The 20,391-nt window shown below is 70.8% G+C and carries 14 protein-coding genes and 1 pseudogene; 10 read left to right on the top strand and 5 right to left on the bottom strand.

What is annotated here, in order from left to right:
• The first annotated feature begins 38 nt into the window (after nucleotides 1-38).
• The 3 genes and pseudogenes from NON19_RS28725 to NON19_RS28715 all read left to right on the top strand — a co-directional run bounded on the left by NON19_RS28725 (nucleotide 39) and on the right by NON19_RS28715 (nucleotide 3,796).
• Nucleotides 39-1,997, top strand: a complete 1,959-nt coding sequence (locus tag NON19_RS28725) for a hypothetical protein (RefSeq protein WP_255932049.1) — start codon at nucleotides 39-41, stop codon at nucleotides 1,995-1,997.
• A gap of 148 nt (nucleotides 1,998-2,145) precedes the next feature.
• Nucleotides 2,146-2,687 (top strand): annotated as a pseudogene (locus NON19_RS33950) (alpha-amylase family glycosyl hydrolase); the annotation flags it as partial.
• A gap of 221 nt (nucleotides 2,688-2,908) precedes the next feature.
• The gene (locus tag NON19_RS28715; protein ID WP_255932047.1) at nucleotides 2,909-3,796 is read left to right on the top strand and encodes a phosphatase PAP2 family protein; all 888 of its coding nucleotides are present in this window, start codon (nucleotides 2,909-2,911) and stop codon (nucleotides 3,794-3,796) included.
• An 8-nt stretch (nucleotides 3,797-3,804) separates the two neighbouring features.
• Here NON19_RS28715 and NON19_RS28710 read toward each other — a convergent pair whose 3' ends face one another.
• Complete coding sequence (locus tag NON19_RS28710) at nucleotides 3,805-6,804, bottom strand: bifunctional [glutamine synthetase] adenylyltransferase/[glutamine synthetase]-adenylyl-L-tyrosine phosphorylase (RefSeq protein ID WP_255932046.1); 3,000 nt, start codon at nucleotides 6,802-6,804, stop codon at nucleotides 3,805-3,807.
• A 234-nt stretch (nucleotides 6,805-7,038) separates the two neighbouring features.
• On the opposite strand from NON19_RS28710, the gene NON19_RS28705 reads away from it, so the two are divergent.
• From NON19_RS28705 to NON19_RS28690, 4 genes are all read left to right on the top strand, one after another.
• Nucleotides 7,039-7,914, top strand: coding sequence for an alkaline phosphatase family protein (locus tag NON19_RS28705; RefSeq protein ID WP_443729345.1), 876 nt, complete (start codon nucleotides 7,039-7,041; stop codon nucleotides 7,912-7,914).
• Nucleotides 7,915-8,213: 299 nt separating this feature from the next.
• Nucleotides 8,214-9,317 (top strand): hypothetical protein, encoded by a 1,104-nt coding sequence (locus NON19_RS28700; protein WP_255932045.1) that lies wholly within the window; start codon nucleotides 8,214-8,216, stop codon nucleotides 9,315-9,317.
• Nucleotides 9,318-9,455: 138 nt separating this feature from the next.
• On the top strand, nucleotides 9,456-10,142 hold the full coding sequence (locus NON19_RS28695) for a DUF488 family protein, N3 subclade (RefSeq protein WP_255932044.1): 687 nt from the start codon (nucleotides 9,456-9,458) through the stop codon (nucleotides 10,140-10,142).
• Between the two features lie 92 nt (nucleotides 10,143-10,234).
• On the top strand, nucleotides 10,235-11,047 hold the full coding sequence (locus tag NON19_RS28690; RefSeq protein WP_504979622.1) for a DUF8757 domain-containing protein: 813 nt from the start codon (nucleotides 10,235-10,237) through the stop codon (nucleotides 11,045-11,047).
• Nucleotides 11,048-11,255: 208 nt separating this feature from the next.
• Here NON19_RS28690 and NON19_RS28685 read toward each other — a convergent pair whose 3' ends face one another.
• From NON19_RS28685 to NON19_RS28670, 4 genes are all read right to left on the bottom strand, one after another.
• Nucleotides 11,256-11,516 (bottom strand): DUF7660 family protein, encoded by a 261-nt coding sequence (locus tag NON19_RS28685; protein WP_303654455.1) that lies wholly within the window; start codon nucleotides 11,514-11,516, stop codon nucleotides 11,256-11,258.
• 452 nt (nucleotides 11,517-11,968) lie between these two features.
• Entirely contained in the window at nucleotides 11,969-12,625 is a 657-nt protein-coding gene (locus NON19_RS28680) for a response regulator (RefSeq protein ID WP_255932042.1), read from the bottom strand.
• A gap of 418 nt (nucleotides 12,626-13,043) precedes the next feature.
• Nucleotides 13,044-14,405: a gamma-glutamylpolyamine synthetase GlnA2 gene (gene glnA2, locus NON19_RS28675; RefSeq protein ID WP_255932041.1), complete on the bottom strand. Its 1,362-nt coding sequence runs from the start codon at nucleotides 14,403-14,405 to the stop codon at nucleotides 13,044-13,046.
• A gap of 169 nt (nucleotides 14,406-14,574) precedes the next feature.
• Nucleotides 14,575-15,477 carry an alpha/beta fold hydrolase gene (locus NON19_RS28670; protein ID WP_255932040.1) on the bottom strand — a complete coding sequence of 301 codons (903 nt, stop codon included), beginning with the start codon at nucleotides 15,475-15,477 and terminating at the stop codon, nucleotides 14,575-14,577.
• Between the two features lie 610 nt (nucleotides 15,478-16,087).
• On the opposite strand from NON19_RS28670, the gene NON19_RS28665 reads away from it, so the two are divergent.
• The 3 genes from NON19_RS28665 to NON19_RS28655 all read left to right on the top strand — a co-directional run bounded on the left by NON19_RS28665 (nucleotide 16,088) and on the right by NON19_RS28655 (nucleotide 20,364).
• A complete protein-coding gene (locus NON19_RS28665) occupies nucleotides 16,088-16,834 on the top strand; it encodes a hypothetical protein (protein ID WP_255932039.1) in 747 nt (248 codons plus the stop codon).
• 84 nt (nucleotides 16,835-16,918) lie between these two features.
• Nucleotides 16,919-18,529 (top strand): multicopper oxidase family protein, encoded by a 1,611-nt coding sequence (locus tag NON19_RS28660; protein ID WP_255932038.1) that lies wholly within the window; start codon nucleotides 16,919-16,921, stop codon nucleotides 18,527-18,529.
• 80 nt (nucleotides 18,530-18,609) lie between these two features.
• Nucleotides 18,610-20,364, top strand: a complete 1,755-nt coding sequence (locus tag NON19_RS28655) for an NAD+ synthase (RefSeq protein WP_255932036.1) — start codon at nucleotides 18,610-18,612, stop codon at nucleotides 20,362-20,364.
• Nucleotides 20,365-20,391 lie beyond the last annotated feature (27 nt).

Genomic DNA, 20,391 nt, shown 5'->3' with positions numbered 1-20,391 from the left:
CACGGTGACCAACGTCTGGACGGCTCGTTTGACGGGGCGTGGATACGCAGCAGGCCACCGTGGCCGACACCGATGCCGTAGAAGCCGAGCCGGTCGAGGTGGATGACGCCGAGGCGGCGCTGGTCGAGCACTATCCGCGGCTGGTGCGGATCGCGTACGTCACGCTGCCCGCGGCGCTCGGGCGGCACCGACGGGTGCTGCTCGCGCACCGGCTGGCGCAGCGGGCGCTGCCGCGTACCCGGCGCCCGGTGAACGGGGTGCCCGAGGACGAGGACCCGGCGTACGTCCTGGTGCGCACCGAGGTGGTGCGCGGCGCGCTGGCCTACGGCAAACGGCAGGCCGGATGGCGGCGTTGGGCGCGTAGCGCGCTGGTGGCCGCACCGTTGCCGCCGCAGGTGATCGGGTTGCGGATGTACCCGCGCACCGGGGACCTGGACGACCTGGACCTGGACCGCGCCCTGTCCGAGCTGGACGCCCCGGCCCGGGCGGCGTACGCGCTGCGCGCCGTCGAGGGCATGGACGAGGAGCGTGCCACGGCACTGCTGGCCGCGGTCGGGGTGTCCGGGCCGCGCAAGGCGGTGCACGACGCGTCCACCGCCGCCCAGACGGTGCCCTTCCGCACCCTGGCCAGCAGCGGGTTCGACCCCTGCGTGGTGCACGCCCGGCCGACCGACCTGATGCGCAGGCGGCAGCACGCCCGGGTCGGTGCGGCGGTCGCCGCGGCGGCCACCGTCGCCGCCGCGCTGCTCGGGGTGCCGGGGGACGGCGACCACGGTGGTTTCGGGGCGGCCGGTCCCCTCGGGCCCCAACAGGCCGCGCTCAACCGGGTGTTGGACCCGGCCGTGGTGGTCCGCGCGGACGCCGACGCCTGGACCCGCACCTCCCGGCTGGACTTCGCCTCCTGGCCCGCGCGCGGCGACCGCACGGACGACCGGGGCCTGCTCCAGCGCGCGCTCGACGGGTGGGCGCGGCCGAGCGCCGCGGTGCGGGTCTCCGCCACCCCCGGCACCGCGCAGACCCCGCCGGTCACCGCGCCGCAGCTGCTGTTCGCGGGGGACGTGGACGGTGCGGGCGTGGTGCTGCTCTACGACGGGCTGCGGGTGGTGCGGTACGCCGAGCCCGCGGACGGCGGCGGCGCGCCGGTGCTGGACTTCGCGCGGGTCGACGGGGCGGCGGCCGCGACGGCCTCCGCGGTGGTGGTCGCCAGGTCCACGGACGGCAACGCCCGCTATCTGACCGCCCCTTGGATCGACCGCGTACAACTGCGCAACCTGCTCAAGCCGGACGCGGCGTCGCGCTCGCTGCGGCGCTCCGCGGACGGTGTCACCGACCCGGTGCCGGTGCCCGCCGCCAGCGGCTCGTGCGGCGCCGCCAACTCCTCGTGGACCGCGATGCAGTTCACCCCCGCGGCGGGCGCCCCCGACCAGCAGCCGTTCCTGCTGACCGACCTGGCCGAGTTGACCCCCGCGCACCTGACCCATGCCACCGGCCCCGGTGCCAGGCAGGGCGAGGTCAACGACGGGCAGGCGCTGGGCGATTGGGCGCACGCCGCCTGTCGGCTCGCCGCGGACCGCGGCCAGGGCGTGCGTACCGTGGGGAACTGGCAGTTCGCCGAGCAGCGGCTGCCGGACGACGCCGGTACCGCGAACTGGCTGTGCACCAGGGCCGACTCCTGGTCCGGCGCCGACCATGTCTCGGTGCAGTTCGTGCCGCCCGGCACCGCGCCGGGCACCCCGGCCACCGTGGTGGCGCACGGCCGGTCCACCGCGGCCTGCGGCCCGATGGCGCCGGGGGTGCTGTCGGGCGTGCTGTGGAAGTCCCCCGTCGGCCACTGGTACCTGGTGGCGGCGGGCAGCCCGGAGGTCGCCTCGATCACCGCCGGTGGCCTGGGCGGCTCCTCGGACGGCCATACCCTGGCGGTACCCGCCAGGCCCACCAGCCACCCGGAGTTGAGCGGCAGGCTACCGGACGGCAGCACCCTCGCCGCACTGACCTAGGCGCTCCGCCGGGGGGGGGCGGGGATGTGCCGTCGATTCGTCCGCGGCGCCGTTGTGGCTGGTCGCGCCCACGCGGCGGAGCCGCACATGAACACAGCCCCGCGCCCCTTCAGGGCGCAATGGAGGCGCCTCACGCCACTGCGACAAACTGCCCGGCACCGTGTACCTGTACCAGGGCGAGGAGTTGGGGCTGGCGGAGGTGACCGGGCTGCCGGACGAGGTACGACGGGATCCGGCCTTTTTCCGCGGCAGCGGCCAGGAGGGCACCAGGGACGGCTGCCGGGTGCCGCTCCCGTGGTCCGGCAGCGCAGCGCCGTACGGCTTTCGGCCCGGCGCCGGGCGGGCCGAGTTGGTTGCCGCAGCCGGAGCCCTAGGCGAAGCTGAGCGTCGAGGCGCAGACCGGTGATCCCCGGCTCCACGCTGGAGTTCTACCGCGCGGCGCTGGCGTTGCGCGCCCGGCATCCGGCGCTGGGCGCGGGGGACGCGGTGTGCTGGCTGGAAGCCCAGAGGGGTGCTGGCGTTCCGCCGGGACGGCGAGGGGGCGGCTTCGTGTGCGCCGTCAACCTGACGGGTCGCCGGGTGCCCGTGCCGGTGCCGGGTGGACTGCTGCTGGCCAGCGCGGACGTCCCGGCGGCGGGGCGCGGGCGGGTGGCGCTGCCTGATGACACGGCGGTGTGGTGGGGTGGGTGAGGCACGCTCATGGCGCGCGATTCTTCACCCGTTCAGGCGTATGGGATCATGATCGAACCCGCCTCGTAGGTTCCCACGATGGCGCACTGTTTCCGTTTTGTCGCGTCTGGCCGCTACGGGCTGAACGGTACTCACAGTCGGACCTGAGGCGTACTCGGGATGTCGAAGACCCGACCAGGGGATGATCTGTGACTCCAGAGCATCTGGCAGACTGTCCGCCTATGGGGGAACCGACAGCGAAGATCCTGGAAGGCCGTACGGCCGTCCCTCCGCGCTCCACCGGTTCCATCGAGGCCGATGGAGCAGCGCGTGAGGACCGCCGCACGGAGGTGCGGCACACGCTGATGTCCAGGGTCCGCAAACCCCGTAGACCACGGCTGTGGTTCGAGATCCTGCTGATCGGTGTCAGCTACTGGGTGTACTCGCTGGTACGTAACGCGGTGCCCGAGCAGGAGAAGGCCGCGATGCATCACGCGCTCCAGGTCTGGCACTTGGAGCAGAGTCTCGGCGTCGCGGTGGAGCAGCACATCAACCACGCCATCAACTCGGTGACGTGGCTGATCGTGGGGATGAACTACTACTACGCGACGTTGCACTTCATCATGACGATCGCGGTGCTGGTCTGGCTGTTCCGCCGACATCCGGGACGGTACGCGTCGGCCCGGCTCACCATCTTCGCCACGACCGGAATCGCGTTGGTGGGCTTTTACTTCTTCCCGTTGGCGCCACCACGGCTGATGCACGGCGGGCCCGGTTTCGTCGACACCGTCGCGGTGCACCACACCTGGGGTTCGATGGCGTCGGGTGATCTGGCGCATGTGTCCAACCAGTTCGCGGCGATGCCGTCGATGCACATCGGCTGGTCGCTGTGGTGCGGCATCACCATCGCGACACTGGCCCGCCCGTTGTGGGTACGGGCGCTGGGGGTGCTGTATCCGGTGGCGACGCTGGTGGTGATCATCTCCACCGCTAACCACTTCTGGCTGGACGCGCTGGGCGGGGTCGCCTGCCTCGGCATAGGGTTCAGCGTCTCCTACGCGGTGTACGGACGGCTGACCTACCGGCTGCCGCGGTATGTGGCGACGGCACCGGTGAAGGCCGTCGGATAACCGGGGCCTCATCCCTCGTACTCGTAGAACAGCCGCTCCACCACCGCCCTGGCCCGCCGGGTGATCCGGCGGTAGGCGTCGAGCATGGCGCCCACCTGGCCGGGCCCGTACCCGAGGTAGCGGCCGACCGCGGCCAGCTCCCGGCCGTCGTTGGGGAAGGTGTCGCCGGGGCGCCCGCGCACCAGCATGACCGCGTTGCGCACCCGGGTGGCCAGCACCCAGGCCTCGTCCAGCACGGCGGCGTCCTCGGCATCGACCAGACCGGTCGCGCAGGCGGCGGCCAGCGCCTCACGGGTGCGGGTGGTACGCAGGCCCGGCTCGGCCCAGCCGTGCCGCAACTGGAGGAGTTGGACCGTCCACTCCACGTCGGACAGCCCGCCGCGGCCGAGCTTGGTGTGGGTGGTGGGGTCGGCGCCGCGAGGCAGCCGTTCGGCCTCCATACGGGCCTTCAACCGCCGGATCTCGCGCACCGCCTCCTCCCCCAGCCCCTCCGCGGGGTAGCGCAGCGGGTCGACCAGCTCGATGAACCGGGCGCCCAGGTCGGCGTCACCGGCCGCCGGTGCCGCGCGCAGCAGCGCCTGGCTCTCCCACACCAGCGCCCAGCGCCGGTAGTACGCGGCGTAGGAGGCCAGCGAGCGCACCAGCGGGCCGCTCTTGCCCTCCGGGCGCAGATCCGCGTCCACCACCAGCGGCGGATCACTGGTGGGGATCTGCAGCAGCCTGCGCAGCTCGTTGGCGACCTTCAGCGCGGCCCTGGCGGCCTGGTGCTCCTCGGCGCCCGGCTCCGGCTCGTGGACGAAGAGCACGTCCGCGTCGGAGCCGTAGCCCAGCTCGCGCCCGCCGTACCGGCCCATGCCGATCACCGCGATCCGGGTGGGCAGCGGCTCCCCCGCGCCGACGGCGTCCACGGCGGCCCGCAGGGCGCCGGTGAGGGTGGCGGTGGTCAGGTCGGAGATGGCGGTGCCGACCGCGTCCACGGCGGCACCGGGATCCTCCTCGGCGCCGAAGCCACCGGTCAGGTCGGCGGCGGCGGTGCGGAACAGCTCGCGGCGGCGCACCCCGCGCACCACGGTGACGGCGGCCTCCGGGGTGTCGGCGCGCTTGGCGGCGGCCAGCACCTCCTGCTCCAGGGCGGGCAGCGCGCGTGGCCGCAGCCCCTCGGGGTCGCCGAGCAGCGCGACCGCCTCCGGGGCGCGCAGCAGCAGGTCGGGGGCGAGCCGCCCGGCGGACAGCACCCGGGCCAGGTTCTCCGCGGCGGCGCCCTCATCGCGTAGCAGCCGCAGGTACCAGGGGGTGCGGCCGAGGGCGTCGGAGACCTTGCGGAAGTTCAGCAGACCGGCGTCCGGGTCGGCGGAGTCGGCGAACCAGCCGAGCAGCAGCGGCAGCAAGGTGCGCTGGATCGCCGCCTTGCGGCTGACGCCGGAGGCCAGCGCCTCCAGATGGCGCAAGGCGGAGGCCGGGTCCGCGTAGCCGAGCGCCTCCAGACGCTGCCGGGCGGCGTCCGGGCTGAGCCGGGCCGCGCCGGGTTCGAGTTGCGCGAAGGCGTCCAGCAGCGGACGGTAGAACAGCTTCTCGTGCAGCCGCCGTACCTCAACGGCGTGCCGCCGCCACTCGCGGTGCAGTTCGGCCACCGGATCGGAGCGGAAACCCAGTGACCGGCCGAGGCGGCGCAGATCGGCCTCGCCCTCGGGCACCAGATGGGTGCGGCGCAACTTGTGGAGCTGTATGCGGTGTTCCATCGAGCGCAGGAACCGGTACGCGGCGTCCAGGGCGGCGGCGTCCGCGCGGCCCACGTAACCGCCCTCGGCGAGCTGGCTGAGGGCGGTCAGCGTGGTGCCGCTGCGCAGCGCCGGGTCGGTACGGCCGTGCACCAACTGCAGTAGCTGCACGGCGAATTCGACATCGCGCAGGCCGCCGGGGCCGAGTTTGAGTTCGCGGTCCAGGTGCGCGGCGGGGATGTTGTCCACCACGCGGCGGCGCATCTGCTGTACGTCGGTGACGAAGTGCTCGCGCTCGGCGGCCTGCCAGACCATCGGTGCCAGCGCGTCGACGTACGCCTGGCCCAGGGCCTGGTCGCCCGCGACGGGGCGGGCCTTGAGCAGGGCCTGGAACTCCCAGGTCTTCGCCCACCTGCGGTAGTACGCGAGATGGCTGCTGAGGGTGCGCACCAGGGGGCCGTTCTTTCCCTCGGGGCGCAGGTTGGCGTCGACCTCCCAGATGGTGCCCTCGGCGGTGGTCGCCGAGCAGACCCGCATCATGCGGGCGGCGAGCCGAGTGGCCGCCTGGAGCGCCTTGCCCTCGTCGCCGCCGTCCGGGGCCTCGGCGACGAAGATCACGTCCACGTCGGACTCGTAGTTCAGCTCCCGGCCGCCCGCCTTGCCCATGGCGATCACCGCGAGGCGGCAGGCGGCGGCGTCGGCGGGCTGGTCGGTCTCGGCGATGGCGAGGGCGGCGCGCAGGGTGGCGGTGGCCAGGTCGGCGAGTTCGGCGGCGGTCTCGGCGAGGTCGCTGGTGCCGCACACGTCGCGGGCGGCGATGGCCAGCAGGCAGCGCCGGTACGCGGCGCGCAGCGCGTCCTCCGGGGTGGCGGTGGCGACGTCCGCCATGCCCTTGCGCAGCCCGGTTTCGAACTCCTCGACGCCCGGGTGCAGATCGGTGGACTCATAGGTCACCAACGCGTGCCAGTCGTGCGGATGCCGGGCCAGGTGGTCGCCGAGCGCCTCGGAGGCGCCCAGTACCCCGAGCAGCCGGTCGCGCAGCGGCTTGGAGCCGGTCAGGGTGTCCAGCAGGGCCTGCCGTTCCTCGGGCTCCTGCGCCTCGGCCAGCCGTACCAGGCCGCGCAGCGCCAGATCGGGGTCGGCGGTCGCGCCCAGCGCGTCGAGCAGCACCGAATCGCCGCGCACCGCTGACAACTCGGGGCCGTCGAGCAGCCGCTCGGCCGCGTCCGGGTCGGTGAACCCGTGCCGCAGCAGCCTGCTGAACGTACTGCTGCGCCGCCCTTCCAGCATGGGCCTTACCTCCTGGTGGCTCCGGACGCGGTGCCGTGATCGCTCGCCGCCGAGCGTATCCGGCGCGGGCGCCGGCTGGTACGTAGCAGTCGTCGGTCGTCCGCCTCCGCCGTACCCATAGCGTTCCCCAGATCTTCACAGTCCGAGCACAGACCGGACGGTGGCACCGCTCCTAGTCTGGCGGAGCTCCGCACGCACAGCCCCGGTACTTCCCCACAGACACGGAGGCCAGCAGTGCCCAGCACCAATCCTCGTACGTCCCGCCGTGCCCTCACCGCCCTCGCGTCCGCCGCGGCACTGGCCGCGGCCTGGGCGGGCATGGGCGCCACCCCGGCGCACGCGGCGAACGGCGTGCCCACCCCCGACCACGTCGTCGTGGTGATGCTGGAGAACCACGGGTACGACCAGGTCATCGGCAGCTCCAACGCCCCGTACATCAACTCGCTGGTGAGCGGCGGCGCGAACCTGACCGACATGCACGCCGAGACCCATCCCAGCCAGCCCAACTACTACGCGCTGTTCTCCGGCGACACCCAGGGCATCACCGACGACTCCTGCGTCGACCCCGGCTCCATCTCCGCGGACAACCTCGGCTCCGAGCTGATCGCCGCGGGCAAGAGCTGGGCCAGCTACAACGAGTCGCTGCCCAGCCAGGGCGACACGGTCTGCCGCAGCGGCGAGTACGCCCAGAAGCACAACCCGTGGTTCGGCTTCGGCAACGTCCCGACGTCGACGGCCTACACCTTCGACCAGTTCCCCACGGACTACACGCAGTTGCCGCGGGTGTCGTTCGTGGTCCCGAACCTGTGCGACGACATGCACGACTGCGACGTCCAGACCGGCGACACCTGGTTGCAGAACAACCTGGGCGCGTACGCGAGTTGGGCGCAGACCCACAACAGCGTCCTCGCCATCACCTTCGACGAGGACGAGGGCACCGACACCAACAACATCCCCACCGTCCTGTACGGCCAGCCGGTGTCCCCCGGCAGCACGTCCTCCACGACGTACAGCCACTACGACCTGCTCCGCACGATCGAGGACATGGAGGGCCTGCCGTACGCGGGCAACGCGTCGTCCGCGACGGACATCACGGGGATCTGGCAGTAGGGCCAACCCGGTCCCCGCGGTAGGCGCTACCGCGGGGGCGGGAAGCCCGCGAACCCACTCTCCGTTTGCGTTACCAACGCAATGTTCTCCGCCGCCAGCAGATCGCGTATGTCAGCACTGGGCTCCTCTCTCGCACAGGACGGCAGCACAGCCGGTCCGTGGTGGGATCCGCTACGCACCGCAGCATTGATGTGTGCCGACCGACCTCCCCCAAGAGTCTCGACCGGTTGGCCGGACCACCGGGTAACGGATGAGGCACGACGGCACCCGGCAGCGGCAAGGTTCTTACTGTCTCTGGCATGGACGGAATCGATATTGCCAACGGAGTGGTGGGCGCCGTGCTCGGCATGGTCTGCGCCGTGCTGTTCCAGCAGCCGCTGCAGGACGCCTGGTACCGGCTGCGAAAGCGCTCCACGACCGCGATTCGCACCATGCGGCGGCAGGAGGAGTCGGGGCCCGCCTGGCAGACGTTCTCTCTAGGGCCTCTGCGGACTTCCGCACTGATCGTCGAGGGCGACGGGACGTCTCCGCTGCCTCCAGAAGCCATCGACATCCAGGTGCTCGACGATGAGGCAGTTCTGCCACCGGACATGGCCGACTGGCGGGACGAAATCGTCGAAGAGGGCGAGCGACTGCGGGCGGAGGGGCGCACGCCGCTGTGGAACGGCCCGCGCTACGCCGTCGAGTCATTCGACATCTCCCGTACCCCTCTCGACGAGACGCCCGAGATCCATCTGAGGCTGCGCCCTACTGACTACTACACGTTCCTCGCCGCTCAGCAACTGGACCGCAGGCTCTCCGACGGCACCACGCCCCGGACCCGCTATCTCGATCCCGATGACCCCCTGGCGGCTCCGTCTTTCCTCCAGTGCAGCCTCGCCGTCAACGTCGCTGTGGTCACCGCAGACGACATGCTCGTCGTGAGCCAGCGCAGCAACCAGGTGCGCATGGCACCGGGTGTCTGGAACTCCTCCATGAACGAGGGTCTTTCGAGGCACATCGACTCTTCGGGCAGGAGCGCACCTGACCTGCACGCGGTGGCCCGTCGCGGGATGCGGGAGGAACTGTCCCTGGAGCCCCACGAATACTCCCTCGATCTCCTGGCCTTCGTCCTGGACGTGGACAAACGCCACTGGAGCGGTCACTTCCACGCCAGGCTGAAGGACCTCTCGAGCGCGGGCCTTCAAGCCCGAATGAGCCGGGGTGTCGCCGATCGCTGGGAGCACCACACCATCGACTACGTTCCCTTCCGGCCAGCAACGGTGGTCAAGTACATGCTGCGGACCAACCGCATCCACCGCTGGGCACCGTTGGCACCGTCCCTCTTCCATCTCTCCCTCGTGCACGCATACGGGCGTACGCTCGTCGAGCGGGTGGAGGCACAGGTTCTGCGCCGCCTGTAAGAGGCCTGTCAGACTCGCCGGGCCAGCACGACGGTGCCTTGGCCCGCAGCCGGTCCAGAGGGCACAGAGATCGCCACTTCCGCCGCCGCAAGCTCACGCACTGGAACTTCCATTTAAATGGAAGTTAGGATCAAGCCCATGGCAGGTCGACCTCCAGCAGACCCTACCGAGCAGGCCAGAGCACAGCTTCTCGCCCGGCGGATTCGAGCACTTCGGGAAGAACGCGGCTGGACGCGAGAACGCCTGGCCAAGGAAGCCAACATCCACACACGGACACTTGTCCGACTGGAGAGCGAGGGACCGGTACAGCCCGGCTTCTTCACCGTCGGTGCACTAGCCGAAGCTCTCGGCACAACCCTCGACGAGCTGTACGCGGCAACGCGGATGCTTCCTGGCCTGTGGTCAACCGGATACGAGGGCAGGACGATCGAGTCCTTCGTTGCCGCCCTGGTGGAGGCAGAAGTCCAAGCGGTCGTCGATGTCCGCCTCACTCCCATCAGCAGGAAGCCGGGGTTCAGCAAGACGCGACTCAGCGTCGCCCTGGCCGATGTCGGCATCGCGTATCGCCACCTGCGCGAGCTCGGTAACCCCAAGGACAACCGCGCGCCGTTTTGGGAGGGGCGCCTCGCCGAGGGACGGTCCGGCTTCCGACGCGTCCTTCAGTCCGCTGAGGCCAACACGCAACTGGACGAGCTCGTCGAGCTCGCCCAGCGTTCACGGGTCGCGGTGCTCTGTTTCGAGCAGGACGAAGACCGTTGTCACCGTCAGGTCGTATTGGAAGCCGTGCGGGAACGCGCCGACGTGCCGGTGGCCAACTTGCCCTGAGCAACTCCGCGCCGCTGATGCGCCCTTGCGCTGCTTTCTATGCCTGCCGTGCAATCAGTCCTCAGACTTGGGGGCGCACGGGGAGGGCAGGCATGACTCAGCCATGGCAGCGGGCACGGATCCTGATCACGGTGAAGACCTATCCCGAGCTCTCGAAGAAGTACAGAGAAACTAGCTGCGTGGCTGGCGTCCGCCTCGACCAGGACGCCCCGCAGCACGTCCGGATCTTCCCGGTGCCGTACCGCCTCATGGAGCACGACAGTCAGTTCAAGAAGTACGCGGTCATAGAGGTCGACGTACGTCGACACGACGCGGACCGACGGCCGGAGAGTCTGCGCCCGAACCTGAACACTCTCAAGGTCGTGGACCACTTACCCTCTTCGGACGGCTGGAGGCGCCGACTGGAGCACATACAGCCGCTCATCGACCCTTCTCTGTGCGCCATCAAGAGAGCTCAGGAGCGTAACGGCACGTCCTTGGGCGTCTTCCGCCCCGCAGAGATCAGCGACTTCCGGCTCAAGCCCGCTGACCCGTGGACCGATGCTCAGATCGGCATCGCCAACCAAGTGGACGTCATTGACCAGGACCGCGCTCCCCTGGAGTGGGTGCCATACGAGTTCCGGTACCGATTCCGCTGCTCGGACAAGGAGTGCACGGGACACGACATGGCGTTGAAGGACTGGGAGGCCGGTCAGTCCTACCGCAACTTCGAACGCCGCTACCCCGCCACACAGCTCCAAGCCAAGCTCCGCGAACGCTGGTTCGGCACCATGCTCGACGCGAAACGGGCCGTCCACTTCTTCGTCGGCAACATCGCGGCCCACCCCAAGACGTTCATGCTGCTTGGGCTCTTCTATCCGCCTGCGGAGGTGTTGACGGAACCGGTGCAGACAAGCCTCTTCTGACACCAGCCGCATAGAGATGCTGAGGTCTGCTTTGTAAGCCTGGCGGTCGGTTGCGGGACGACTTCGCTGGGCATCAAGGGCGCCGAACCTTGTGGCCGATGAGGCAACGCCTGCCCCGTGATGCGCCCTCACTGACCGTGGTTGACCGCCCCTTCTGGCACGGATCTAGCACGCCCCTCCATCCCCACCTCGTCCGCGCCTCTAGTCGTCACTCGTACACGACCGCCGCGCTCAGCGCGCGAGCGAAGAGGGTCCAGTCGCCGCCGGTTGGCATCTCCTGGCCGAAGTTTCGGTACCAGTTAGGCGAGACCGCGAGCCACGACGCTAGTGCCTCCAGGTAGCGCTCCAGGGTGGGGTTCTCCCACTTGTCGCCTCGCTCAAGCAGATCTGCACGCAGGCTAAGGATGTGCTCCACCAGAGCCTCCCTGCTGTCGACTCTGTTCGCTGGATGCTCTGGCGGTCGCGTCATGATCGCACCATAACGGTCGACAGGGAGGCTGACCCCCACTTTACAAGTTCGATCCGGTGGCCGCTGCTGCCCTGCGCGCCGGTGGTTGGCTGGCGTTGGCGGTTCCGTGGTGAACCGCCGGGATGCGCCTACGTCCGCCCTCGTTGATGTCACCCGTGGATGTCAGCCACTTGCCTCCGCACGTAGGGGCTGGGGCCTTCGTGGACTGCCGTGGCCGGGCAAGTCAGCAACCACGAAGGCCCTGTAAGCGGGGCGGGGTCCGGAGGAGCCCCCGCTCTGTCTCCGCGCGGCGCGAAGCGCCAAACGGCGGCGCCACAGCGCGGGTACGGCGGTGCACAGGCACACCGTGCTGTCACGGCGCGGGTGCCAGCCAGGCGCGGCATTGCCGGTATCGGCCCGAAGGGGCGATGCACGCCTCACCGGCCACCAGCACGCGCGGCGTACCTGATTGATCAGCTCTGCTGGGCCGGGAACTCCCCGACGCCGCGCAGCAACTCGAACAGCTCTGTCGGAGAGGCGGTTACACCATCTCCGCCAGCTTCAAGGATTTCCCTCCGCCGAGAAGTTGTACGTGGACCCGCATAGATGAAGATGGGAATTGCCTCACCTCGGGCGCGAATTTCTCGGATTAGATCAAGCCCGGCATCACCGTTATTGCGCCCTGACTCTTTTCGGCCCATGTCTGAAATTACGACGTCGAATTCAGGGGCTGCACGGGAAAGGATTCGAAGGCCCTCGTCGGTAGCCGTAGCCAGCCTGACCTCAACGCCGAGTGCTCGCAATTGGGCTACCTCTGTGACGTTGTTCTCCGGATAGTCGTCAACCCAGAGAGCCCTCTCCAGCGTCCGCGCTTGAGGCTGCCGCGATCCGCCAGGCTCTGCTTGTGCTGCACTTACGGATGCGAGCCTACCTTGAATGTCAGCCGTAGCCTGGATAAGCTTCTCTGAATATTCTTGAACTGTAACCTCGGCCTCGCCGACCTTGATTGTAAATCCCCTGGATCGAGCGATTTCTTTAACCATGGGAAAGAGTCGCCAGATCACCACGCCTGCCATTAGCGGCCAGGCTAATCCGGTGAGGGCCTTGATCAACTCTGTTACGTCCTTCACGACACTCCCTCGCGGTCGACGTGCGCGTGATTCTTCCACGCAGACTGAGGCAGTCCTGGTCGTGAGGTCAGCGCACAGGATGACTGTTGCCGTTCGTCGCGCGCGGCACGGACGGCGGCCGGGACGGAGCGGGGCGAAGACAGGAGCGTCGGCCCGGCGGACGGCCGGGCCGCGCGCACGACGAGATCCACCTGCGCGCCGCAGTTGCGGCAGCGCGCCACCAGGATCGGCCGAGTGCGACCCGTCTGTTGGCCCGTGCAGAGGAACTCGCGGACGATCTCGGCTCGGACGAGAACCACTGGCTTCCGCGCCGGACGGCCCACAGACGGCCCAGGGAGGCTGAGACGCATCCGGGCCAGCGGATGGACTCCGCTGGCCCGGATGGCCGGTACGGCCGGATAGCCGCGCTGACCTGCGCCTACAGCACCGGCAGGCTCTTGCGGAGCTCGAACGGGGTGACCTGGGAGCGGTACTCCTCCCACTCCTGGCGCTTGTTGCGGAGGAAGAAGTCGAAGACGTGCTCCCCTAGCGTCTCGGCGACGAGTTCGCTGCGTTCCATCAAGGTGATGGCTTCGCCGAGGTTCTGTGGGAGGGGTTCGATGCCCAGGGCGCGGCGTTCGGCGTCGGAGAGGGCCCAGACGTCGTCGTCGGCGCCGGCGGGGAGTTCGTAGCCCTCCTCGATTCCCTTCAGGCCGGCGGCGAGCAGTACCGCGTAGGCCAGGTAGGGGTTGGCGCCGGAGTCGATGGAGCGGACCTCGATCCGGGTGGAGACGGTCTTGCCGGGCTTGTACATCGGGACCCGGATCAGCGCGGAGCGGTTGTTGTGGCCCCAGCAGATGTACGAGGGGGCCTCGCCGCCCGCGCCCGCGGTGCGCTGGGAGCCGCCCCAGATGCGCTTGTAGGAGTTGACCCACTGGTTGGTGACCGCGGAGATCTCACCGGCGTGGTGCAGCAGTCCGGCGATGAACGAGCGGCCCACCTTGGACAGTTGGTACTCGGCGCCGGACTCGTGGAAGGCGTTGCGGTCGCCCTCGAAGAGCGACAGGTGCGTGTGCATCCCCGAACCGGGGTACTCCGAGAAAGGCTTGGGCATGAAGGTGGCCTGCACGCCCTGCTCCAGCGCGACCTGCTTCATCACCAGGCGGAACGTCATGATGTTGTCCGCCGTGGACAGCGCGTCCGCGTACCGCAGGTCGATCTCCTGCTGGCCGGGCGCGCCCTCGTGGTGGGAGAACTCCACCGAGATGCCCATGGACTCCAGCATCGTGATGGCCTGTCGCCGGAAGTCCTGCCCGACGTGCTGCGGGGTGTGGTCGAAGTAGCCGGAGGAGTCGGCGGGGGTGGGCGGGGTGCCGTCCGACGGCTTGTCCTTGAGCAGGAAGAACTCGATCTCGGGGTGGGTGTAGAAGGTGAACCCGAGGTCGGAGGTCTTGGACAGGGTGCGCTTGAGGACGTAGCGCGGGTCCGCGTACGACGGGGAGCCGTCCGGCATCAGGATGTCGCAGAACATCCGGGCCGTGCCGGGCGACTCGGCGCGCCACGGCAGGATCTGGAAGGTCCCCGGATCGGGCTTGGCCAGCATGTCGGACTCGTAGACCCGGGCGAAGCCCTCGATCGCGGAGCCGTCGAATCCGATGCCCTCGTCAAACGCCTGCTCAAGCTCGGCCGGCGCCACCGCGACGGACTTCAGGAAGCCCAGCACATCGGTGAACCACAGCCGGACGAACCGGATGTCGCGCTCCTCCAGCGTGCGGAGCACGAACTCCTGCTGCTTATCCATGGGCTCTATCCTCGCAGGTCGGACGGGCAGGTCAGACGGCTTGCTCGCCGGGATCGGCGCACTGTAGCGGAGCGCTGCCCAGGGCACACCAGTATCACCAAGAAGGGTTTCCGACGCGTTACACCGAGCGTCACGCCCTCACCGCCATTGTGGAACACACAACCGCACTTCAGGTACGCGCCCTCCCCAGTGGAGTTCCCAGGTCGAGCAGCGCGGACGCCACCGCCCGCGGACGGTCGATCATGATCAGGTGCCCTGCGGGGGTGACGATCTTGAACCGGGCGCCCAGCGCGTTGGCCAGCCCGAGCTGCCGCCGCAGCCAGTACAGCGCCCGGCGCGAGCCACTGCCGTCGTACGCGGCCAGCACGGTCACCGGCACCGCGGGAAGCGGACGACGGGTGCGCAGCTCGAGGATCTCGGCCGCCATGTCCTGGTAGCGGATGTTCTCCAGCAAGGTGGCGCGCAGCATCCGCCCGGTGCGGTAGGTGCGCCGGACCAGTGCCGCGGGGGCCGGGTCGCGGCCGTCCAGGGTGGTGGCGGTCCACAGCAGTCGGCGGCCGGTCGGCCCGAGGGCGTACGGTACGGCGGCGGCGGTCAGCACGCTGGCCAGCGCCCAGGCGGCGGCGGTGCGCGGCCCGCTGGCCATGGGCGGCCGGGGCGCCTCCTCGACGCTGGCGTCCACCAGCAGCAGGGCGGCGGTGCGCTCGGGGTAGAGCCGGGCGAACGCCTCGGCGTGGAAACCGGCCAGTGCGTGCCCGACGACGGTGCACGGTCCGGGCAGCCCGAGCGCGTCCAGCACCTGGCGGATCCGTTCCGCCTCGGCGGTGGCGGTGGGCGCCGTGACCGGCGGGGCGCTGAACCCGTAGCCGGGCCGGTCGAACCGCACCACCGTGCGGTACGGGGTGAGCAACGGGATCACCGAGTCCCAGTCGAACCAGCTCAGCCCCAGCCCACCGCTGAGCACGCACACCGGTCCCGCGCCCTCGCGCAGCACGTGCAGCGGCACACCGCCGACGCGCAGGATCCGGCCGGGCGGCGCGGCGCCCGGCGCGGGGTGTGCGCGAGCGGTCATGGCGGCGGGGGCGTCGGGGGGCGAGCGAGGGAGGCGGCCGGTGTGCGGGTCCAGACGGCGGTCAGCGTGGCCTGGGGGCGCTGCGCCGCCCCCGGCGACCGTGTGCCGGGCGCGTTCTGGGAGGCGGCGGTGGCACCCAACACCCATGCGGGGGCGGCCAGTTCGGCGCGGGGCGACGGCGGGCCGGTGGTGCACGGCCGGGGCCACCAGCCGTACCGGCGTGCCGGGTGGGTGGGCGTCACCGGCGCGGTGCGGGCGGCGGTCCTGCTGGCCGCGTGCGTTACCGGGTGCGCGCAGGGGGCGTCTGCCTTGCCCTTGAGGCCAGGGGGAAGGGCGGCCGCGACTAGTGCGGCGGTCTGGCGGGCGGCGCGGGATCCGTTCCGGGGCGGTGCGCAGCGGGGCGGCGGCCGCGGGTCCGGCGCGGTGGCGGCCAGGGGCGGGGCAGGACGGTCGCGGCCCGGCCGCCGACGGGGGTGCGGGGATGGCGCCATGGGGATCCGTTTCGTCGCGCTCTGGCTCCATCGTCGGACGGTGGCGCGGGGGGCGCACCGCGGGGATGAGGCGTTGTCAGTGGCGGTGTGTAGGGTTCTTTGTCGAAGGTGCTGGGCGCGTGGCAGGAGTTGCGCAGGAGACACCAGGGGGGTGTGCGATGGTCCGCCGACTGCTGCTGATCGCCGCCCTGTTGTTCGGGATCTTCACCATGCACACCCTCGGGCATCCTGCGATGCCCGAGGGGCCGGGGATGTCCGCGACGGCGGGCGCGGAGGCGGGCGCGGGCGCGGAGGCGGGCGCGGGCGCGGCCCACGCGCATCCGGGATCGCCGCTGGGCAGGTCGGGCGCAGTCCGCTGCGGTTGCCGTCGATCGTCTGCGGCGTCGTTGTGGCTGGTCGCGCAGTTCCCCGCGCCCCTTCGGGGCGCTATGCCCATCGCCGCACTTCCAGCGGAGCGCCCAGGCGCGGCCCACGAGCGCCTGGCGCCCAACACCCGCCCGGCGACGGCATCGGCCGCGTTCCATGCCCACCTCGCGCACCCCGCACCCCCGCCCACCGCCGCACCCCCACTCACCCCACCCGCCGCGCCCGCCGCCGCGCCGGCGCCTGCCACCGCGTCCACCCACGCGTCCACCGCCGGAGGCGGTGCGCACCGTCAACCCGCGCATTCCATGGACCCGTTGTCCGTCTGCCTGGCCGTGCTGGGTGCCTGGGGAGCCGCGTTGCTTGCCGCCCTCGGACTGGCGCTGAGCCGGTCCGGGACCCGTGCCGCCGCCGTCCTCGCCGTGCTGCGCGCACGTCACGCCCCGGTGTCGCCGCCACGGATACCGCTGTCGCTCACCCAACTGTCGGTGTCACGCATATAGGCCCCGCCATCGGCCGCTCCCGCGCGGCCGCACGCCACCGCCCGTATGCACGACCATCCACCGACACCACGAGTTGCCTTCCCGATGCGTACTCACACCCGCCGCGCCGTGCTCGGCGCGGGACTCGGCCTGGCCGGAACCGGACTGCTCGCCGCCTGCTCGTCCTCCGGACCGGCGCGACCCGGATCGTCGACCGGCCCCTTCGTCTCCCCCGGTGGGCCGGAGGTCACCGCCGCCGAGCGGCGGCGCGGCAGCGGGCCGCTGCGCCAAGTCCGGCTCACCGCAACCGAGTCGACGCTTGACCTGGGCGGTCCGAAGGTCCGCAGCTGGAGCTACGACGGCCGACTGCCCGGCCGCGAGCTCCGCGTCACCGCTGGCGACACCCTTGAGGCCGTACTGGTCAACCACCTCCCCGAGCCGACAACGGCGCACTGGCACGGCCTGACGCTGCGCAACGACATGGACGGCGTCCCCGATGTCACCCAGCGCGCGATCGCGCCGGGCGCCCAGTTCACCTACCGCTTCACCGTGCCGCACCCGGGCACCTACTGGCTGCACCCGCACACCGGCGTACAGCAGGACCGGGGCCTGTACGCACCGCTGATCGTCGAGGACCCGAAGGAGCCGCTCCGGTACGACCGGGAATGGGTGGTCGTACTGGACGACTGGCTGGACGGAGTGGATGGTTCCACTCCGGATGCCGTGCTCAGTGAGTTGTCCGCCGGGATGCCATCGGGGGCACCCGGAGGGCGCGGCTCCGCCAGGCACGGCGACTCCGGCAGTGACGGCGGTACGCCCGACATGAGCGGTGCACCCGATATGACAGACATGCCCGGCATGGGCGCTATGGGGACCGCCACGCGCGGCCCGAGCCGCATGCTGATGGGCGCGGCGAGCGGTCTGCTCGGCGGCGACGCGGGCGATGTGGCCTACCCGTACTACCTGGTCAACGGCCGTACCGCGGACGATCCCCAGACCTTCACCGCCAAGCCCGGCGAGCGGCTGCGCGTCCGGATCATCAACGCGGGCGGCGACACCGCCTTCCGCGTCGCCCTCGGCGGCCACCGTATGACCGTCACCCACGCCGACGGCCTGCCGGTCGCGCACACCGCGGCGGACTCGCTGCTGCTGGGCATGGGCGAGCGGTACGACGTGCTGGTCACCGCGGGCGACGGCGCGTACCCGCTGGTCGCGCTGGCGGAGGGGAAGAACGCGGTGGCCCGCGCGGTGCTGCGTACCGCCACGGGCGAGGCCCCGGGCAAGGACGTGCGCCCGGCGGAACTGGCTCGGCCCCCGCTGACCGCCGGCCGGTTGCGAGCCGCGCCCTCGGTGGCACTGCCCGCCAGGCGGCCGGACACCACCGTCCCGCTCCGGCTGACCGGCGGCATGGCGGGGTACGACTGGGGCTTCAACGGCGAGAAGTACGACCCGGCGCGACGGATCGCGCTGCGCTCCGGTGACCGGGTGCGGCTGTCGTTCCGCAACGACACGGCGATGTGGCATCCGGTCCATCTGCACGGACACGCCTTCGCCCTGCCGAACGGCGGCCCGCGCAAGGACACCGCCATAGTGCTGCCGCGGCGGACCCTGGACGTCGACTTCGACGCGGACAATCCGGGGCTGTGGATGGTCCACTGCCACAACGTCTACCACGCGGAGAGCGGCATGATGACGCTGCTGGGCTACCGGCGGTAGCGGGCCCGGCCCGCGGGGTGTGAGCCAGCAGACGCACCCCGCGGGCCCCATAGCGTCGAACAGACGATTACGCTGGGGCCGTGCCTCAACTTCGTCTCGCCCTCAATCAGATCGACGCCTGCGTCGGCGACATCTCCGGCAACGCCGACACGATCGTGCGCTGGACCCGGCACGCGGCTGATCAGGGGGCGCATCTGGTCGCCTTCCCCGAGATGGCGCTCACCGGGTACCCGGTCGAGGACCTCGCGCTGCGCTCGTCCTTCGTCGAGGCGTCGCGCTCCGCGCTGACCGCGCTGGCGGCGCGGCTCGCCGCCGAGGGGCTCGGCGAGGTGCCGGTGGTGGTCGGCTACCTGGACCGCGGCGAGCAGGTTGAGCAACCGCGGTACGGTCTGCCCGCCGGGTCGCCGCAGAACGCGGCGGCGGTGCTGCACCGCGGTGGTGTGGTGCTGTCGTTCGCCAAGCACCACCTGCCCAACTACGGCGTGTTCGACGAGTTCCGCTACTTCGTGCCGGGCAACACGCTGCCGATGGTCCGGGTGCGCGGCATCGACGTGGCGCTGGCGATCTGCGAGGACCTGTGGCAGGACGGCGGCCGGGTGCCCGCCACCCGCACCGCCGGGGCGGGGCTGCTGCTGTCCATCAACGCCTCGCCGTACGAGGTCGCCAAGGACGACACCCGGCTCGACCTGGTGCGCAAGCGCGCCCAGGAGGCGGGATGCACGCTGGCGTACCTCGCGATGACCGGCGGGCAGGACGAGCTGGTCTTCGACGGCGACTCGATCGTGGTGTCGGCGGAGGGTGAGGTCATCACCCGCGCGCCGCAGTTCGAGGAGGGCTGTGTACTGGTCGACCTGGAGCTGCCCGCCGCCGGTGCGGTTCCGTCCGGCACGGCGGACGACGGTCTGGTCATCGACCACCGGACGATCTCGGCGGAGCCGCTGGCTCCGTACGAGCCGCAGGTGCCCGGCGAGCAGGCGCCGCGGCTGGGCGACGACGAGGAGATCTACACGGCACTGGTCGTGGGGCTGCGCGCGTATCTGGCGAAGAACGGGTTCCGCAGCGTACTGATCGGGCTCTCCGGCGGTATCGACTCGGCGCTGGTGGCGGCCATCGCCTGTGATGCGATCGGCGCCCAGCATGTGTACGGCGTGTCGATGCCGTCCCGCTACTCCTCGGAGCACTCCAAGGGCGACGCGGCCGAGTTGGCGCGGCGCACCGGGCTGAACTTCCGCACCGTGCCGATCGGCCCGATGTTCGACGCCTACATGGGCTCGCTGCGGTTGTCGGGGCTCGCCGAGGAGAACCTGCAGGCGCGGCTGCGCGGTACGACGCTGATGGGGATCTCCAACCAGGAGGGCCACCTGGTGCTGGCGCCGGGCAACAAGTCCGAGCTGGCGTGCGGGTATTCGACCCTCTACGGGGACGCGGTGGGCGGCTTCGCGCCGATCAAGGATGTCTTCAAGACCAAGGTCTGGGAGCTGGCGAGGTGGCGGAACGCGGCCGCCGTCGAGCGCGGTCAGGTCCCGCCGATCCCGGAGAACTCCATCGCCAAGCCGCCGAGCGCGGAGCTGCGGCCGGGTCAGGTCGACACCGACTCGCTGCCCGACTACGAGGTGCTGGACCGCGTCCTGGACCGCTATGTGGAGCAGGACCAGGGCCGCGCGCAGATCGTGGCCGCGGGCTTCGACGAGGCGCTGGTGGAGCGGATCGTCCGGCTGGTCGACACGGCCGAGTACAAGCGGCGGCAGTACCCGCCGGGCACGAAGATCACGGCGAAGGGCTTCGGCAAGGACCGGCGCCTCCCCATCACCAACCGCTGGCGCGAACGGAGCTGACGCCAGCCCGGTGGCGTAGCCCTCAGG

This window comes from Streptantibioticus rubrisoli (assembly GCF_024436055.1).
GTDB classification, from domain to species: Bacteria; Actinomycetota; Actinomycetes; order Streptomycetales; family Streptomycetaceae; genus Streptantibioticus_A; species Streptantibioticus_A rubrisoli.
This window is presented reverse-complemented; position numbering and strand designations above follow the sequence as displayed.

Bases quoted from the DNA above. Each gene is read 5' to 3' on its own strand.
- NON19_RS28715 (WP_255932047.1), top strand. From the start codon at position 2,909: ATGGGGGAACCGACAGCGAAGATCCTGGAAGGCCGTACGGCCGTCCCT.
- NON19_RS28710 (WP_255932046.1), bottom strand. From the start codon at position 6,804: ATGCTGGAAGGGCGGCGCAGCAGTACGTTCAGCAGGCTGCTGCGGCAC.
- NON19_RS28700 (WP_255932045.1), top strand. From the start codon at position 8,214: ATGGACGGAATCGATATTGCCAACGGAGTGGTGGGCGCCGTGCTCGGC.
- NON19_RS28695 (WP_255932044.1), top strand. From the start codon at position 9,456: ATGGCAGGTCGACCTCCAGCAGACCCTACCGAGCAGGCCAGAGCACAG.
- NON19_RS28690 (WP_504979622.1), top strand. From the start codon at position 10,235: ATGACTCAGCCATGGCAGCGGGCACGGATCCTGATCACGGTGAAGACC.
- NON19_RS28685 (WP_303654455.1), bottom strand. From the start codon at position 11,516: ATGACGCGACCGCCAGAGCATCCAGCGAACAGAGTCGACAGCAGGGAG.
- glnA2 (WP_255932041.1), bottom strand. From the start codon at position 14,405: ATGGATAAGCAGCAGGAGTTCGTGCTCCGCACGCTGGAGGAGCGCGAC.
- NON19_RS28670 (WP_255932040.1), bottom strand. From the start codon at position 15,477: ATGACCGCTCGCGCACACCCCGCGCCGGGCGCCGCGCCGCCCGGCCGG.
- NON19_RS28660 (WP_255932038.1), top strand. From the start codon at position 16,919: ATGCGTACTCACACCCGCCGCGCCGTGCTCGGCGCGGGACTCGGCCTG.